Raw genomic sequence first — 16,502 nt, 5'->3', positions numbered from 1 at the left:
TGAATGGCTTGGAGGGATATGGGCCCCTTAGCCGCGGAGGCGTTCGCCTTTGGGGTCGTAGAACGGCCGTCGTGAAACTGTGGCTGCGTAGTTGCGGCCCTTGCATTGGACTTCAAAGTCTCCTGAGAGGTCAGTCTCGGGGGCGATGGCTGCGAGGCCGACTGCGCGGCCGAGGGTGTGGCCGTAGCTGCCGCTGGTCATCCGTCCGACAGGTACACCGTTGCAGTAGACGGTCTCATCGTGGACAAACACGGGCTCCGGGTCCTCCAACGCCACATAAACCGTGCGGTGTTCTGGTGCAGAGGGGTCCAGCTTGAGCAGCGCGTCCCTTCCAACGAAACCCCCTGGCTTGTCGAGGGCCACCGTGAAGCGCAGACCTGAGGAGTAAGGGTCGTCGATGGGGCCAATGTCGTGACCGAGGTGCCTGAAGCCCTTTTCGCTGCGTAGCGAATCCAAAGCATGGTAGCCAGCCATTTTGATGCCCAGGTCCTGGCCGGCTTTCCACAGCGCATCAAAGACGTTTACTGCCAGGTCGGCGCTGGGATACAGTTCGTAGCCGAGTTCCCCGATGAAGCTCACCCTGAGGCTGTAGGCGTAGCCGTCCGCGATCTCCACCATCCGTCCGTGCGTGTACTCCTGGGCCTCGTCGGACCAGTTCTCAGGTGAAACCCTGGAGAGCAGTTCCCGGCTTTTTGGACCCATGACTCCGATCGTGGCAAGCCCGGCAGTGCAATCGAAAACAGCCGCTGCCTTGCCTTCCGCGAGCCGCTGAAGGTAGGCCCGTGTTTTCTGCTGGGTAAAGGATGGCGTTACTACTAGGAACCGGTTCGTACCGAGGCGAGTGACCGTGCCGTCAAGTTCGATCCCGGCAGCATCGTTGAGGAACAAGGTGTAGACGGCCTTGTCGAGCTGCACGTCGACGTTCGCCGTCGTCGCTTTCTGGCACACCGCAAGGGCGTCAGGACCGGCAACTTCAAACTTTGCGAATGGGCTGAGGTCGAAGAGAACTACGCCTTCACGGGCTGCCTTGTGTTCGGCGGCGACCCGATCAAACCAGGTCGGACGGCCGTAGCTGTAGTCATAGCTGGGAGTCGTTCCAGCTTCGCCGTACCAGTTGGCCCGTTCTCCGCCGTTGACTTCACCGAAACAGGCTCCAAGTTCTGCCAGCCTGGAATGCAAGGGGGTGCGGCGAACGTTCCGTGCAGTTTCCATCTGCAGACTTGGCCAGTGCATGGCATACAGCCTGCCCAGGCCTTCTTTGGTTCGCGCTTGCAGGTAGCTGCGGTTGTTTTGGTGCTTTGAGAAGCGCTGCACGTCCACAGTGGAGGAATCGAAGCCAGGGGTTCCTGAAATAACCCAGTCCGCCAGTTCTTTGCCCACACCAGGGGCATAGATGATTCCTTGTGAGTTGAAGCCTGCCGCAACGTACAGGTTCGGGATTTCCGAGGTCTCACCAATGGCGAAATTGGCGTCCGGGGTGAAGCTCTCCGGGGCGTTGAGGAATCGGTCATACCCGGCCTCCCTCAGGGTTGGGATGGTAACTTCGGCCTTCGCCCTGATTGGGGCGAAGTGGTTCCAGTCCGGCTCAAACTCGGCGAATCCGTTGGCGGGAATGTCCTCGACCGGTCGGGGCAGGCCGTCTGGTTCGAATGCTCCCACCAGGAGACGACCAGCCTCGTGGCGCAGGTAGTAGCTGCTGTCCAGATCCCTGAACACGGGCAACGACGGCACCGCGCCATCAATGGGCTTGGAGCGGACGTGAACGTGTTCGGCGGCGTACAGTGGCACGTTCACCCCTGCCGTTGCCGCAAGTTCCCGGGTCCAGAGCCCGCAGGCAAGAATCACGCGTTCGCAGTGCACGGTCCCCTGGCTGGTGAGGACACCGACCATTCGCTGCCCTTCGCGCAGAATCCTTTCCACCGGGACGTCCTCGCGGATCTGCGCGCCCAGTTCGTGGGCCAGCTTGGCGAAGGCTATGGTTGCGTGCCCAGGGTTGATGTGTCCGTCGTCCGGCAGCAGAAGTGCGCCAAGGACCCCTTCGTGGCTGGCCAGCGGCCATACTTCCTTGAAGCGTTCGTCGGTCAGCCATTCCGTTCTGACACCTTGCTGGTCGGCGACGTCCTTGGCGTAGAGGATCTCGTCGACGCGCCCCGGAGTGCGGGCCACGCTGAGGGACCCTGAGCGTTGGAACGAGACGTCTACGTCGGACATTTCCTCGAGTCGGCCGTAGAACTCCAGCCCGTACTTTGCGAGCTTGGTCATGGTTGTCGAGCCGCGCGCCCCTGTCACCAGACCGGCGGCGTGCCATGAGGTCCCACTGCCAAGGACGTTGCTCTCCAGGACGAGGATGTCGCTCTCCCCCGCTGCGGCGAGATGATATGCGATGCTGGCGCCTATGATGCCGCCACCAACGACGACGGTCCGCACTCGTGCGGGCAGGGGGTCGTGGGAGGTGTCCGTAAATGCTTTGGCGCTGATGCTGCGGTCGACAAGCCTGTCCATGTGGGTTCTCGCTTCTGTGATGGTCAGTGCCCTGCGGGGCAAGGGTGTTGAAAGTGGTAGTTAGTTGAAGACGACGGTGCGGTGACCGTTAAGCAGGACTCGCTGTTCTGCGTGCCACTGAACAGCCCTCGACAAGGCAAGGCGCTCGGCGTCCTGGCCGGTCACCGCGAGTTGCGCCGGGCTGTAGTCGTGCCCGACGCGAAGGACTTCCTGCTCGATGATCGGCCCTTCGTCCAGCTCTCCGGTCACATAATGAGCCGTGGCGCCCACGAGCTTGACCCCCCGTTCGAAGGCTTGGTGGTAGGGCCTGGCGCCCTTGAAGCCGGGCAGGAACGAGTGATGGATGTTGATCGCCTTTCCGGCAAGTTCACGGCAGAGGTCGTCGCTGAGGACTTGCATATAGCGAGCCAGGACTGTCAGGTCGACTTGGTGCTCGGCAATGAGTGCGAGCAGCTTTTCTTCTGCAGCTGGTTTCGTCTCAGGTGTTACCGGGATGTGGAAGAACGGGATCCCGTGGGCGTCAGCCACAGGCTGGAGCGTCTGGTGGTTGGAGGCAATAAAGGGGAAATCGACTTTCAGTTGGCCTGCCCGCCAGCGGAACAACAGGTCGTTGAGGCAATGTTCGGCTTTGGAGACCATCAGCGCTACCTTGGGGCGGTCGGCGGTGTCCGCCATGGTCCAGGACATGCCATAGGCATCCGCTGTCGCCTGGAATGCCGCCTTCAGATCACCAATTGTTACGGTCGCCGGATAGGTGGCGTGAACTCTCATGAAGAACGTGTCTTCGGAAGCGTCGTCGAACTGCTGGCTGGCGAGGATGTTGCACCCATGCGATACCAGGAAACCTGACACGGCGTGGACGATTCCAAGAGTGTCGTGACAGCTGAGGGAAAGAATCACTTCGCGGGGATGTGCGTGGTCCATGGGAACTCCTAGGTGGGGATTCGTCACGTTGGTGTCCTCAAACCGGACACCAACCGTGGATGGGGCGAAATTTCCAGAGATTTCAGAAGGAACGCCTCCAGAACTGGAAATCGCGTTCACTATCGACCCTATGCACCCAAAAACCCTGAAACCATGCTGAAAATGCAAGAAATATGGGTGCTTTTCATACTCTGGTACCTCGAGGTGTGGTGTGAGGTGAAGATCCCGACCTGCACTTGGTTCGGCCGTTTGTCGGGGTCGGGACGAGACTGATCGTGTTTGGATTTTTCCTGGGAAATGGCACTGCCGTGCAGACCCTTGTCGGGGCTGCACGGCAGTTGCTTTTCATATCCGGTGGAGGGGGACGATCACACGGGGGCGACGTGGTGGGATTGGTCGGATCCGACGAAGTAGCCGGCGGTAGCACCGCCGTCGACGGCGTAGACCGTACCGTTGGCGTAGGTTGACTCCATAAAGTGGCGACTGTGGCCGCGATTTCCTCCGGTTTGGCGAAACGGCCCAACGGCACAGAACTCCTGTAAAATTGCAGCTCCTCTTCGGAGCTTTCCGCAAAGAGTCTCTTAGCCATGGGTGTTTCCACGAAGCCGGGACAAATGACGTTGCTGCGAACACCGACTGGGCCAAAATCCAACGCCAGACACCGAACCAGCCCAACTACTCCATGTTTAGCAGCTACATAAGCCGAGTACCCCTGGGCACCGTTTGTCCCTGCGTCCGAGGCAATCGCGGTGAACGCCCCCCGGGTCTTGATCAGCGAATCAACGGTTGCCTTTGCGGTCACGAACGTTCCCGTGAGGTTGACCGCAAGGGAACGGTTCCATTACTCCAACCCAAGGTCCAGGACACCTCCCTGGACTTCCACGCCGGCGCAGGCTACGGTCGCGCTGATCGTGCCCAAGAACGACTGGCCGTCTTTCACTGCACGTTGAACTGACTCCAGATCAGTAACGTCGGCAACGAAGGCTGCAGGGCGGCCACCAGCCTCCACGATCAGGGCTGCGGTCTTTTCAAGCTCTCTTTGATCTCGGTCGATAATGATGACCGCATGCGTTCGTGCCAGCTCGAGCGCCGTAGCACTGCCAATGCCGCCCGCTGCCCCCGTAATCAGTGCTACGGGTTGGCTGTTGGAGTTCATGTCTTTCCTTTCAGGGTTCGTGCATCGCAGCCGTAGGCACCGGCGCTCAGATGTCCTGTCGTCCGATGCGGGCGTAGGTATCAGGCTTGGTCCGCCGGAAAATCAGCGCCAGGATGATTCCGACGACGAGGCATCCCTAGAACAGTGCCATCAGGAAAACCGCCAAGGCTTCGTCACCGCCGATCATCACTGCGATGTTCTGGGTGGCGAGGACGACGGCGACGATGAGACCCAGCGTCGCAGCGACGGGTGCAACCTGGCTCTTCCAACGGTTGACCTTGAGTTCGGGCCGTTTGTGGAAGTAGAGGACGACGGCTGCGCTGGTGAGGGTGAGCAGGAGGATCAGGGCATAGCCGCCGACTCCTACGAGGACCGCATAGAGTGTTGCGCCCGGGGCTCCCGCGATCACGACGATTGCCAGGAAGATCACCGCGATCACGCTGGTGGCCAGGGACGCAACGTGGGGGGAATCGTGGCGGCTGTGGACGCGGCTGAGGGCTGCCGGAAAGACGCGGTCGACGCTGAGGGAGTAGAGGTAGCGGGCGCTGATGTTATGCGTGGCCAGGTTGGCCGCGAAGATGCTCGAGCAGAGAAGCGCGATCATCACATCCATGACGATCTTGCCCAGGAGCTGGGAGACAACGGTCATGACCGTCCCGGTGGGGTCTGTCGCGGAAGCTTCAACGACGGTCCCCGGACCGATGGCAATTATTTGTGCCCAGGCCGTCAGGGCATAGATAGAACCCATGGAGAGAATGGCAATGTAGGTTGCCCCGTGGCATGTCCTTTCCGGGCTACGGGCTTCCTCGCGGAAGACAGCGGTGGCTTCGAACCCGGCGTAGCAGACAATGCCAAGGAGGAGGGCGAGCCCGATGTTTCCCGACAACATGTTCGCCGGTTCAAAAGGTGCCGTCGTGATCCCTTCCGGACCACCGTTGATGAAGGCAGCAACATCGAAGGCCACCATCAGGATCACTTCGAAGATCATGGAAACCGTCAGAATCTTCGCGGAAAGAGTGATCTTGAAGTACCCCCAGGGTTCCGAAAATTGTCATCAATTGCAACGTATAGGCCCACCACGGCACTTCCGGGCCGCCAAGCACGTCAGTTACCAGCGCCTCAAGTGAGATACCACCGAACGCGTAACCCCCAACCAGGATAAAAAAGTACGACACAACAGCCAGGAAAGATGCCCCAAGTCCCAGGGGCTTACCCAAGCCTGCTGTGATGCAGGCGTAGAAGGCGCCGGGGTTGGGAAGGTGCCGGCCCATCGAAGTGAATCCGACGGCAAAGACCAGAATCAACGCGCCTGCAGCAAGGTAAGCGGTGGGTGCCCCCAGCTGGTTTTGGGAGACCTCGGCAATCTGGGGTCCGGTCAGTTTTTTGCGGGCATCCAGACCGAGCTCGTTCACCCGTGCCAGCGCGGTCAGCGCGTTTACCGCCCGGGTGCGGTCGGTGGTCATGGATTCCCGTGGGAGGTGACCAGGATCCGCAGGGCCGCCCGGACTCCGTCGTTCAGCCGGGGCCGGCGCAGCTGCTGCTCATCCAGGGGCAGGACGGCGGCTCCGATCCGGTTCGCGTCCAACGGATCGGACTTGCCTACCCCGTGATCCGCCCGGGCATCCATCCGTGCGGCTTCGGAGACCTCGTAACCGGCAGCGCCGACAGCGCCGGTCAGCAACGCCCCGTATGAGGCAGCGCCCTCGATCACCCACAGGGTCGCCAGGTCAGCGCCGATAAGCCGCGCAGCCCAGGCGATGGCCCGGTTGATCCCGGCGCTGGTAGTGGGAAATTCCCGGGTCTGGAGCAGTGCCCCGGTGGCGGCGGCGATGATGGCGTAGACATGGCTTTTGGCGTGGGTGTCGACCCCGACGACAAACGGGCGGGAATGAGCAACGATAGACATAGCGGTTCTGGCACTCTCCTCTATTCACGGATATGGTCAGGGCCGCGTACGGCCGGCACCAGTCCGGGTAGAGGTCACTTCGGAACAACACTGTGACGAGCCACGCCCCCAGTCATTCGAGGCGGGCAACCTTCTGATCAAGTTACCGAGGTGGGCCGGGCAGGCACCGGCCGCCTACTCCATGGACGGACAAGTCACCAGAAGGGCACCCAGGGGGCCATGTGTTTGATGAGTCACGACCACAGGGCAAACGGCCGGTACCTACTCTGCCAGCCAGTCCCGGACCAGCCACCACAATCCTCATAGTGTTTGAGCCGGTAGCTGGAGCCTTTGAGAGTGACGACTTCGGCGTGGTTTCGACAAGGACAAAATCGACGACATCGACTTTGACGCGCTCCGAAGCGGCACCTCCTCAGAGGCGTATTCGTGTTCAGGCCTCGTCGGCGAGCCCCGCCGCCCAGTCCACCAGGTAGGCGAGGAGAGGAGCAGCGCTGTCGACGTCGAGCTGGCGCGGATCGGCGCCGAACACGGCGTGCAGCGGGTGATCGGGGCGGTGGCGGTCCTGACCGTACGGGTCTTCGCCTGCAGGGGCCGGGTGGGCGGCGGCGTCAGGGAGAGCGCTCACGTTCACGAGCTCAGGCGACAGCGCGTGCAGCAACAGCGACTCGAAACGGCCGGCGTGATCCGGCGTCACCGGTAGCGTCGGCGCCTGGCCCAGCGTGCGTGCGACGGCGCGAAGCGGAGCATCCCTGGCGTTCCACTTCTTGGCGACCCGCGTGATCAGTCCGCACTGCTCGTCGGCGAATTGCCCGCTGAGGATGACGGCGCGGTGTACAAAAGGCTACTCCGCCAATTGCCTATCGAACGGCGTCTTTCAGTTCGCAGTTGAGTCCGGATCAAATGGATGTTCCGTCGATTGGGAATCGGCGAAGCCTTGGAGTCCGGGTTGGACGCAGCGTGCGTACGAGGATCGCATGGCGCGGAAGCATTCGAGTATTGCCGGGTGATTGGCGCGGCCCTTGAGGGTGGCGAAGAGCACTTCGCGCCTTAGTGCGAGGTCCAGGGGTCTGACGATGAGTCCGGTGTGGCGGCCAATGAGGGCCAGGCCGGGGAGGACGGAGATGGCCAAGCCCGCGCGGATCATCTGCAGGACTGTCGTGGTGTCTTTGCAGTCGCAGGTGATGTTGGGCCGAAAACCCTCCCCAAGGCACGCGTCGACGATCGACGTGTGGTAGATCCGCGCGGACCTATTGAGCGCCCAGTCTTCGCTCGCCAAGTGCGCCAAAGGCACAGTGTCGAGTTTCCGATAAGGGTGTTGCTCGGACATGACCACGTAAAAGTCGCCCGCGAACAAGGGCTGATAAAAAAACTGCTTCGTTGCGGGGATCCTGATGGGAAAGGTTGTCCAATATCGCAACATCCGCACGTTTGGCCATGAGGTCAATGATGGCTTCAGCCGGCTCGTGTTCGACCATGTGGACCTCAGCTGTGAGTGGGACCCACGTAGCAGAGCCATGGCCGTCGGCAGCACCGTGGCCGAGAACGACGGAAAAACGGAGATCCTGATGTCGCCTGAGATTGAGTTCTTCGTGACCGCAATTTCTGCATCAATGCGCTCAAGCGACTCAAAGACTTCATGGCTTTGTTCAACGAGCCGGATACCTGCTCCGGTCAGGCGCACAGTGCGCCCGGCCCGTTCGACCAAGACGAGCCCGGTGTCCTTTTCCAACTGGGAAAGCTGCTGAGAGACTACCGGTCGCGTCAGCCCCATCGAGTCGGCCACTGCGGAAATCGTCCCCAGGAACGAGAGCTCCCTCAGGAGCCGAAGCCTCTGAACATTAATCACTCGGGGACCTCCCACGGGACAAGCGTCAGGAAAAGTAACGGAAGGCGCTCCGTCTTCCAGCCGGGCGGCTTCCTCAGCGGTGCGGCCCTTGGCCCGCGCTTCGGTCACGATCCGCAGCTTGTCAGCTATCACGACCGGGTCCGAGAGCGGGCGGCCGAACCTTGTTCCACCCTTTCGTGCAGCAGCGATCCCGGCGTTGACACGCTCGACAATCAACTCCCGCTCATATTCGGCCAAGGTAGCGAGCATGTTGAGCATCAGGCGGCCCGATGTGGTGGCAGGGTCGATGCCATCCGAGACTGACCTCAGCTGCACACCACGCTCCCGAAGCAGGTTCACGGCTTCAAGACATCTATCAGGGACCGGCCGAGCCGGTCTATCCGCCACACCACGACCGTGTCGCCCGGCTCCACGTAATCCAGCAGCTTCTTCATCCCAGGCCGCTCACCCGCAGTCTTGCTCCCGGACGTGACATCTGCAAAGACATCACGCTTTTGGACTCCCGCGCCAACGAGCGCATCAAGCTGCAGCTTTGCATCCTGGCTCGATGTACTGACCCGCGTATACCCAAGATGTCTCACCCGGCTCATTGTGCCTCAGAAAGCTCCGCTCGGCACCTGCCCTGAGACAAAACACGGCGAGACAACTTTCCAAGACAGCAAGGCGCCCGCCCCAACGCCAATCCGTCTGAGCTTCCCAGATGCGAACGCGGTGTCTTGAAGAGCTTTTGATTAGTAAGACGCCCACCCGCGTTTCCTTTCCGTCCCATTTCGAAGAAAAGGGAACACCTTCAACCGAATCTCCTTCCGTAAGGTGGGAGCTGGCCGCGCCCAGTGGCTCTTCGGCCCGGTGTCCAGTTCGCGATCTGAGTGCGTTTGTCGCCATACGCGCCGGCGGAGGGATCCAGCAGAAAGGCGCGCGGGTGAACAATGGTAGCTGCAGGTCCTCGACCCATGCGGGTCCAGGAGTTAGCCGGCGGTCAACGTCGCGGGATGGTTTCGCCGGCCGGTTTCGGATGCCTGGCCTGAAATGATCTCGCGCATAAAATTCACGGCCTCGTGGCCGAACTCCCGAGGACGGAGATCCACGGCGTGAATCAATGGATTCCTTAGCTCAGTGGCCGGGTCCCCTACGAGGGAGCCTAGGTGGAAGTCCTTGCCGAGCCGACGTCCCATGGACTGAAGTACGGGCGCGGCGCGTCCCGCCAGCCCCTGCGCTACAGAGACCAAAGCATCGACGTCATTCTGGTCCGCAATTCCTTGCATGGCCGCGGCGAGCTCCTGATCCGTGGGGGTCACGGAGAGGGGAATCACTACAGGCTCAATACCGGAGCCGGAGCACCAGTCAGCATAGGCACGTGATACATCAAAGGTGTAGGACGAGCTGAACTTCTCATCTGATGCAAGGAGCAACGGCCGGCGCCCACCAGCGGCACGAAGTGCCTCAAGCAGGGCCGTTGCCATGCTGTAGTGGTCTATCTCGATCACGGCCAGGGGACGGCTCTGTGTCTCGTCCAATATTCGCCCGACAGTTACCACCGGAAGATCGGAGCCCAATAACGACTCAAGGACAGGATCTCCGTCAAGAGGATCAACGGCAATGAGCCCATCAACCTGAGGTGGCCCTGAGCGTCTTTTGCTGCCTACTCCTCGACCTATCAGCGTCAGGTCAAGATCATGGAGTGCCGACTCGTCCGCCGCCCCAAAAGCGAACTCCATGTAGAAAGACAAATTGCGGACATGACCGGGTATGTACAGGCCCAAAGCGCCAGTTTGGCTGCGGCGCAGCAGGCGCGCTGCCCGGTTGGAGACATATCCCATTCTCTGCGCGACCAAGAGAGTCTTCTGCCGGGTTGCCTCCGAAACGCGGCCCGAACCTATGAGGGCATCCGAGACCGTTGTCTTCGACATCCCGAGCTCACGGGCTATGTCGACTATGGTCACCGCAGACTTTGCCATATGCCCAGTGTAGGCACGTGGGGTAACGCCATCACGCCTGCCTCGCCCACAGGAGTAGAACGTCATCATCCAGGTTTCAATCAGGTGAATTAAGACGAAACCTTGACTGGCAGCGTGATCTGGATCATGATTATTTCAGTTGCCGGAACGTTCCGGCAATCTTCACGGGCTATTCGCCCCAAATCCTGAAGGACAGGCAGATGTCTTTTCCCTTACCTCACAGAGGCCCCAGCCAGTGGACCAAGTGGTCAGCAGCGCTGGTGGCAGTCGACGCCACTCTCCTGCTGTTTCCGCCCCTCCACTGGCTGGCAGGATCCAATGGCCCATTGGCGTCCATTGGTTACTTCGTCGGTGCCGGGCTGGCCGTCATGGCATCGCTCTTCCTTATGGTCCGCTTGGACGAGAAGGCGGATGAGCAATAGTGGACATCCTCATCGGATACGGCGGCGTGGCTTTGTTCTTCCTCGTCGTCATCGTCGTTCTTGAGAAGACAAAGCGAAGGGATGCGACCTTCAGCGACTACGCCACCGCTGGACGTTCGTTCGGGTCTTTCTATAGCACTATGGCCTTCGTAAACACGTGGTTGCCTGGGACGATTTTCATTGCCTTCGCCGGTTTGGCTGCCGCGGCAGGTGTCATAGGTTTCTACTTTGTCCCTTACTCGCTCCTGGCCGCTGTCTTAATGTTCTGGCTCGCCAAGCCGGTGAACAGGTGGGGCAAACTCTTCGATCTGCGAACGCAGGCTGATCTGATCGGCCTGCGCTACAACTCCAAGGTCGTCCGTGTTACGGCCGCGGCCATCGGCATCATCGCCTCCTTCCCCTGGGTGATACTGGGCATGCAGTCGCTGGGACTTGTATTCACGTATCTTTCATTCGGTGCCATTAGCGGTGTTGCTGCAGTCGTCATCGGCATTCTGCTTATTGGTGTTCGTCAGATCTGGACCGTTCGCTTCGGAATGCGGGGCGTGGTCATCAGCGATATGGTTCAAGGAATTTTTGCCTACTTTATCGGGACGGCTGTGATCCTGGGAATCCTGGTCTGGCTTCTTACCAACGGTCATGGTTTCGGGCAGGTCAGCCCAGGATTCTTCACCATCCCAGGTCCCGGCAGCGCCTTAGGCCCCATGTATCTCATGTCGCTGGTTCTGACCGGCGCGGTTGGTGGCTGGTGCTGGCCCGACATCTTCGTCCGCCTTTTCACCGCACGCAGCACGTCCACCATCAAGCGTTCGGCTGCTCAGGCAGCCCCCATCCTGTTCATCTTCGGAACGGCCCTTACCCTCCTTTCCATCTTGGCATCCTCAGTTCCAGAGGTGGCCGAGGCCCCGGATAATGTCTGGTTCATCACCGCTGGAATCGGGGGCGTCGGCCTGGTGACCGTTGCCGGAATCTGTGTCGTTGCCGCCACCATGGGTAACGTTGGAGCCAACTTGCAGGCACTGGGCACCATGACGGCGAATGACATCATCGGCGTTGCGCGCCATCATCGCGTCACAGACCCCAAAACAGGGAAAATCGCTGTCATTGTGCTCACCATACTCGCGGCGGCCGGAGCCTTCGCAACGTTGAACATTTCTACGGGCCTGATAGTCCTCGCGCTCGTTTCCTATCAAGGCATTTGCCAGCTGGCACCCACACTCTTCTTCGGGATTTTTTGGAAGCGCGGTAACGCCGCAGGTGCCACTGCCGGAATGATCGGCGGCTTTATCACCGCGGCAATTTTAGAAATCCTATATCCGACTTCAATTCCGTGGCTCGGGGGACTCACTTCCGGTGTCGCGGCCCTCATCGTCAACGTGTTGCTCTACGTGGGCTGCGCACTTGCGCTCCCGTCGGCACCTCAAGAACGGGCGCGAGTCGAAGAGCTCTTCGCGCACTTGAACGAAACTGAGACCGCAACCGACACCACCACGACAACTCCAATTGATGAAAAAGAACCGAGCAAAGCAAGGAACGCACGATGAACCATTCGACGCTTTCTGCTCCCGCGCTACCGGAAGCGCGTGGCTTTGGAATAATGAGCGCTGACACTGTCTATCGGGCGGCCCACGTGGTTACTTTCGATCCCGACAGAGCACAGGCTGAGGCCGTTGCCGTCAAAAACGGCACTATCGTCGCTGTAGGTTCCTTCGCAGGTGTGCGGCCGTGGATCGGCCCGGACACCGAGGTGTTGGATTTCGGCGATGTCGCTATGCTTCCTGGCTTGACAGACGCCCACGTACATCCGATCTGGGGGATCACGGGTATAGCAAAAGGGATAGACCTGACCGGTCTTGACACACTGCACGACGTCACCGCACGCCTGCAAGAAAGCGACCCCATTGGCCCTGAGGAATGGATACTTGGATGGGGACTGGATCCGAACATCTTCAACGGGCCGATGAGTGGCCGCTCATTCAAGGAATCACTGCAAAACCGGCCGGTCTACCTGCGACTCAGGGATGTACATTCCGCAATTGTCAGTCCCCGCGCACTCGAGCTCGCCGGAATAACAGGAGAGGAAACGTTTGCCGACAAGTCATTGGTGGAGCTTGCCGACGACGGCCGGCCCAGTGGACTACTGCTCGAACTCAGCGCCATGGCCCTGATCGAACCATACCTTCCCAGCTTCACCTTCGAAGAAACAACGGCAGCTGTTCTTACACAACTTAAGACAATGGCATCACTCGGACTCACCGGTGGCCATGTCATGGACTTTACGGAGGGCAGCCAGGAAATTCTCGAGGCCATCGAGAGAGCGACCGATCTCCCGGTGCGGCTCAGGTTGTCCCCGATGTGCACGCCGGATATGGACGAAGGCCAATGGAAGAACCTCCTGAATCTCCAGGGCCTTGGCGGAAGGCGTTGGCAGGTAGAGGGCATTAAGTTCATGATTGATGGAACCATTGACAACGGCACAGCATGGCTCGAGGACCCAGACATCCATGGGGAAAACACAGAAGCAATCTGGAAGGATCCAAGCGCATACAGACGTGCGGTACAATACTTCATCGCCGCGGGGATCCCAACGGCAACGCATGCCATCGGCGACGCTGCCGTGCGTTACGTACTAGATGCCATAGGTGCAGCCGAGCAAAGCGAATCACAGGTCCCCCACAGGATCGAGCACATCGAGACCATACCGGATGACCTCGTCCAAGAGTTCGCCAGGCTCGGCGTCATCGCAAGCATGCAGCCAGTACACGCGACCCACCACACCCGGGCCGATCGAACGGACACATGGTCCGCACGCCTCGGCGAGGAAAGGGCCTCACACGGATGGCGATGCAGAGACCTCCGCGACATAGGAGTCACATTGGCGCTGGGCTCGGACTGGCCCGTCACTCCCGTTGATCCCCGAGCCATGATGGCTGACTCCCAGCTGCGCCGTCCGGTCGAAAAACCGGATATCCAGCCAGTCCAGCCCGAACAGGCTCTCACAGCCTTGATGGCTTACGAGGGTTATACGACCCACGCCGCCAGAGCGGCGGGACATCAGGATTCGGCGGGCAAGATCAAGGTCGGCTATCGCGCCGATTTCACCATCCTCGGCGCCGAGCCCCTGCAGCTGACACCCGAACAACAGGCTTCCAACCCTGTCATAGCCACCGTCATAGCCGGACGTCCGCAGTTCATCAATCAGGAGCACCGCTAAGCGTTACCGAAGCCCCAAAACCTGCCGCTAAGCAATTTCCGGGCAGCCGCATCCCTGACTGCTGACCTGGATGTTCCCCACGGACTTCCACGCGCTGCGACCCGACGAAGTAGGCCCTCCTCCGGGGGCCGCTTCGTTTGGTCGAAGCCTGCTGAGCTGTTGATTGACAAACAGCTCAGCGTGCTTAGGCCTGTCAGACCCCTATCCGTCCCGAGCGGACCACCCTGCCGCGATGAGCAAGGACTCGATACGAGGACGGAATCGTCACGAAAGGGAAGGACGCAAAGTCGCACCTTCAGCCAGATCTGGAGGATACCCTTGTCTCCCGACTCTCCAGGCGGTGAACCCACTACCCACAATCCACGCCACCCACAAGGAATTCAACGTCCGGGGGTACGTCGGAGAGCGGTAGCGGTGTCAAAGAATGAAATCATCGCCGCGGCGATTGACCTCGTAATGAACTCCGGATACGGATCGCTTACTATGAGGACGCTTGCCGCCCACATGCACGTCAGGCACTACGCTATCTACAATCACCTGCGCTCAAAGGACCAACTACTATCCATGATCGCCGGGAACCTTATGTCCCGAATCGACATCGAGGGCCTAGAACTATTGCCGTGGCCCACGGGAATCAGACATTGGGCTCTGTCCTATTACGAAGTGTTCTGCCAGCATCCAGGACTGATACCTTTTCTCGTCGCGCATCCGCTTGAAGGCGCTCCGGCTAAGCGGATGTACGAGGCGCTTACCATCTATCTTCGGAAAAATGGCTGGCTGGAGAACAAAATAATCCCAGGCATAATGGCCCTCGAGGCACTTATTTTCGGTAACGTTCTCTTGGCCGACTCCCGCTCCCAAGCGCGAATGGGCATGTTCGCCGATCATCAGACGTCCGAGCAAGCCAGAATTCAATTTGAGATCGGACTCGACGCGTTTTTGGCTGGAATCTTTTAGCTGCGTACTGTCGCCACGAAAGAACGAGACGGACGGCGCTTTTCAGGCGGACGGCGCAGAGCATCTCATCCTCATGGCCTGATCGTGCTGCTATTGCTGCTAGCCACGCAAGCGCCATGGGCTTACCACCGCGGCCGCGGCGGGTAGTCCTTAGGTCGACGAGTCCCCGGCGACGTGAGCGGAGGGTACGCCAGTGGTTGGCACTCCCAAGTACGTCAGGGCTAGGTCTAGCAGTGGGACACTGCCATTCGCTTGGCCTGGCTGCAGTTGGGGACCTTCATCGGCCACAGGGTCTCGCGACGTATACGGACATTTCGACCCCCGAGCCCTGGCGCCGGCAAGAGTTCGAGTCGTCGCGCCCGTTGACCGATCCTTGGGTTCTTGCGGTGATTGCAACACTTAGCGGATGGGTGTTGTCGTGGCGAGGTATTCAATTTATGTAAGACCGGATCTTCTGCAGGTGTTTTGGGCTGGGATGCAGGCCGGTGATTTCATTACTGACGCCGTTGCGCCGATCAATACGAGCAGGCGGGCTGGGCGCCGGGTCCTGGTCGACGCCGGGGGTGTCAGGCCGCGCCGCGGCCGTGATCTGAAGGGCAGATGCCTGACCTTCGCCCAGCGTGAAGAGATCGCTGTGATGCGCGCCCAGGGACACTCGCTGCGCCAGATCGGGGCCGTGATCGGCAGATCGGCCTCGACGGTGTCCAGGGAGCTTCGACGCAATTCGGTGGCCGGGTTGCCCTACCGGGCGACGTCCGCTCACGTGCTGGCGTACGAGCGCGCTTCGCGGCCGAAACCGGCGAAACTGCACACGAACACGGTGTTGCGTGCGAAGGTGGAAGAGGATCTGAAAATGAAGTACTCGCCGGAGCAGATCGCAGGACGCCTGCGGGTTGAGTTTCCCGATGAGCCGGAGATGCGGGTGTCACCTGAGACCATTTACCAGTCCCTCTACGTTCAGTCCCGCGGGGCACTCAACCGGGATCTGGCCGCGTGTTTGCGCACCGGGCGTGCGCTCAGGCAGCCGTGCAGGAAGGCCGGCCAGCGGAAGAACCGGATCCCGGGGATGATCAATATCTCCGAGCGTCCACCCGAGGTTCAGGACCGTGCGGTGCCGGGGCACTGGGACGGCGACCTTATCATCGGCAAGGGCAACCAGTCCGCGATCGGGACCCTCGTTGAGCGAACCACCAACTACACGATGCTCGTTCATCTTCCCGATGGATACAAAGCAGAACAAATGCGTGACGCCCTGGCAGCCAAGATCAAGACACTCCCCGAGGCGCTACGGCATTCCCTCACCTGGGACCAGGGCATCGAAATGCAGGACTGGAAGAGCGTGAAAATCAATGCCGGCATCGACATCTACTTCTGCGACCCGCACTCACCCTGGCAGCGCGGCATCAACGAAAACACGAATGGCCTGCTGCGCCAGTACTTCCCGAAAGGCACCGACCTGAGCATCCACAGCGCCGAAGACCTCGACTGGGTCGCGCAGGAACTCAACGACCGGCCGCGCAAAAGACTAGAGTTCAGAAAACCGATCGAATTGATCGAAGGACTCCTGTTGCAATGACCGCCAGAATCCGCCGATCCTCTTCCGGGCTGCACCATGCG

Annotated in this window: 11 protein-coding genes and 3 pseudogenes; 5 read left to right on the top strand and 9 right to left on the bottom strand. The window is 60.2% G+C overall.

Features of this window, described 5'->3' with window-relative positions; all coding sequences use genetic code 11:
* Nucleotides 1-27: 27 nt before the first annotated feature.
* The 9 genes and pseudogenes from LDN75_RS11265 to LDN75_RS11225 all read right to left on the bottom strand — a co-directional run bounded on the left by LDN75_RS11265 (nt 28) and on the right by LDN75_RS11225 (nt 10,244).
* A complete protein-coding gene (locus LDN75_RS11265) occupies nt 28-2,502 on the bottom strand; it encodes an FAD-dependent oxidoreductase (protein WP_223937340.1) in 2,475 nt (824 codons plus the stop codon).
* A 60-nt stretch (nt 2,503-2,562) separates the two neighbouring features.
* Nucleotides 2,563-3,426: a formyltetrahydrofolate deformylase gene (gene purU, locus LDN75_RS11260; RefSeq protein WP_223937339.1), complete on the bottom strand. Its 864-nt coding sequence runs from the start codon at nt 3,424-3,426 to the stop codon at nt 2,563-2,565.
* A gap of 520 nt (nt 3,427-3,946) precedes the next feature.
* Nucleotides 3,947-4,582, bottom strand: a pseudogene (locus tag LDN75_RS11255) (SDR family oxidoreductase); the annotation flags it as partial.
* A 136-nt stretch (nt 4,583-4,718) separates the two neighbouring features.
* Nucleotides 4,719-5,570, bottom strand: coding sequence for an APC family permease (locus LDN75_RS11250; protein WP_263422370.1), 852 nt, complete (start codon nt 5,568-5,570; stop codon nt 4,719-4,721).
* Between the two features lie 358 nt (nt 5,571-5,928).
* Nucleotides 5,929-6,488: pseudogene (locus LDN75_RS11245) on the bottom strand (transposase); the annotation flags it as partial.
* Between the two features lie 430 nt (nt 6,489-6,918).
* The gene (locus LDN75_RS11240; protein ID WP_223937338.1) at nt 6,919-7,113 is read right to left on the bottom strand and encodes a hypothetical protein; all 195 of its coding nucleotides are present in this window, start codon (nt 7,111-7,113) and stop codon (nt 6,919-6,921) included.
* Between the two features lie 249 nt (nt 7,114-7,362).
* A complete protein-coding gene (locus LDN75_RS24275; protein ID WP_346347175.1) occupies nt 7,363-8,583 on the bottom strand; it encodes a LysR substrate-binding domain-containing protein in 1,221 nt (406 codons plus the stop codon).
* A pseudogene (locus LDN75_RS24270) lies at nt 8,557-8,924 on the bottom strand (recombinase family protein); the annotation flags it as partial. The gene LDN75_RS24275 and the pseudogene LDN75_RS24270, both read right to left, overlap by 27 nt.
* Nucleotides 8,925-9,302: 378 nt before the next feature.
* Entirely contained in the window at nt 9,303-10,244 is a 942-nt protein-coding gene (locus tag LDN75_RS11225; RefSeq protein WP_263422369.1) for a LacI family DNA-binding transcriptional regulator, read from the bottom strand.
* A gap of 248 nt (nt 10,245-10,492) precedes the next feature.
* Here LDN75_RS11225 and LDN75_RS11220 point away from each other — a divergent pair, with 248 nt between their 5' ends.
* The 5 genes from LDN75_RS11220 to LDN75_RS11200 all read left to right on the top strand — a co-directional run bounded on the left by LDN75_RS11220 (nt 10,493) and on the right by LDN75_RS11200 (nt 16,461).
* The gene (locus LDN75_RS11220) at nt 10,493-10,714 is read left to right on the top strand and encodes a hypothetical protein (RefSeq protein ID WP_223937336.1); all 222 of its coding nucleotides are present in this window, start codon (nt 10,493-10,495) and stop codon (nt 10,712-10,714) included.
* Nucleotides 10,714-12,258, top strand: coding sequence for a sodium:solute symporter family protein (locus tag LDN75_RS11215; protein WP_223937335.1), 1,545 nt, complete (start codon nt 10,714-10,716; stop codon nt 12,256-12,258). Before LDN75_RS11220 ends, LDN75_RS11215 begins: the two co-directional genes overlap by 1 nt.
* A 53-nt stretch (nt 12,259-12,311) precedes the next feature.
* Nucleotides 12,312-13,928, top strand: coding sequence for an amidohydrolase (locus LDN75_RS11210; protein WP_223937334.1), 1,617 nt, complete (start codon nt 12,312-12,314; stop codon nt 13,926-13,928).
* A 414-nt stretch (nt 13,929-14,342) separates the two neighbouring features.
* Nucleotides 14,343-14,885, top strand: a complete 543-nt coding sequence (locus LDN75_RS11205; RefSeq protein WP_223937333.1) for a TetR/AcrR family transcriptional regulator — start codon at nt 14,343-14,345, stop codon at nt 14,883-14,885.
* Nucleotides 14,886-15,522: 637 nt separating this feature from the next.
* Nucleotides 15,523-16,461 (top strand): IS30 family transposase, encoded by a 939-nt coding sequence (locus LDN75_RS11200; protein ID WP_263422386.1) that lies wholly within the window; start codon nt 15,523-15,525, stop codon nt 16,459-16,461.
* The last annotated feature ends 41 nt before the right edge of the window (nt 16,462-16,502 follow it).

This window comes from Arthrobacter sp. StoSoilB5 (assembly GCF_019977235.1).
Lineage (GTDB): Bacteria > Actinomycetota > Actinomycetes > Actinomycetales > Micrococcaceae > Arthrobacter.
This window is presented reverse-complemented; position numbering and strand designations above follow the sequence as displayed.

What these genes read in the sequence shown, in the direction of transcription:
- LDN75_RS11220 (WP_223937336.1), top strand. Translation starts at nt 10,493, where the DNA reads ATGTCTTTTCCCTTACCTCACAGAGGCCCCAGCCAGTGGACCAAGTGG.
- purU (WP_223937339.1), bottom strand. Translation starts at nt 3,426, where the DNA reads ATGGACCACGCACATCCCCGCGAAGTGATTCTTTCCCTCAGCTGTCAC.
- LDN75_RS11210 (WP_223937334.1), top strand. Translation starts at nt 12,312, where the DNA reads ATGAGCGCTGACACTGTCTATCGGGCGGCCCACGTGGTTACTTTCGAT.
- LDN75_RS11265 (WP_223937340.1), bottom strand. Translation starts at nt 2,502, where the DNA reads ATGGACAGGCTTGTCGACCGCAGCATCAGCGCCAAAGCATTTACGGAC.
- LDN75_RS11250 (WP_263422370.1), bottom strand. Translation starts at nt 5,570, where the DNA reads ATGATCTTCGAAGTGATCCTGATGGTGGCCTTCGATGTTGCTGCCTTC.
- LDN75_RS24275 (WP_346347175.1), bottom strand. Translation starts at nt 8,583, where the DNA reads ATGCTCGCTACCTTGGCCGAATATGAGCGGGAGTTGATTGTCGAGCGT.
- LDN75_RS11225 (WP_263422369.1), bottom strand. Translation starts at nt 10,244, where the DNA reads ATGTCGAAGACAACGGTCTCGGATGCCCTCATAGGTTCGGGCCGCGTT.
- LDN75_RS11200 (WP_263422386.1), top strand. Translation starts at nt 15,523, where the DNA reads ATGCGCGCCCAGGGACACTCGCTGCGCCAGATCGGGGCCGTGATCGGC.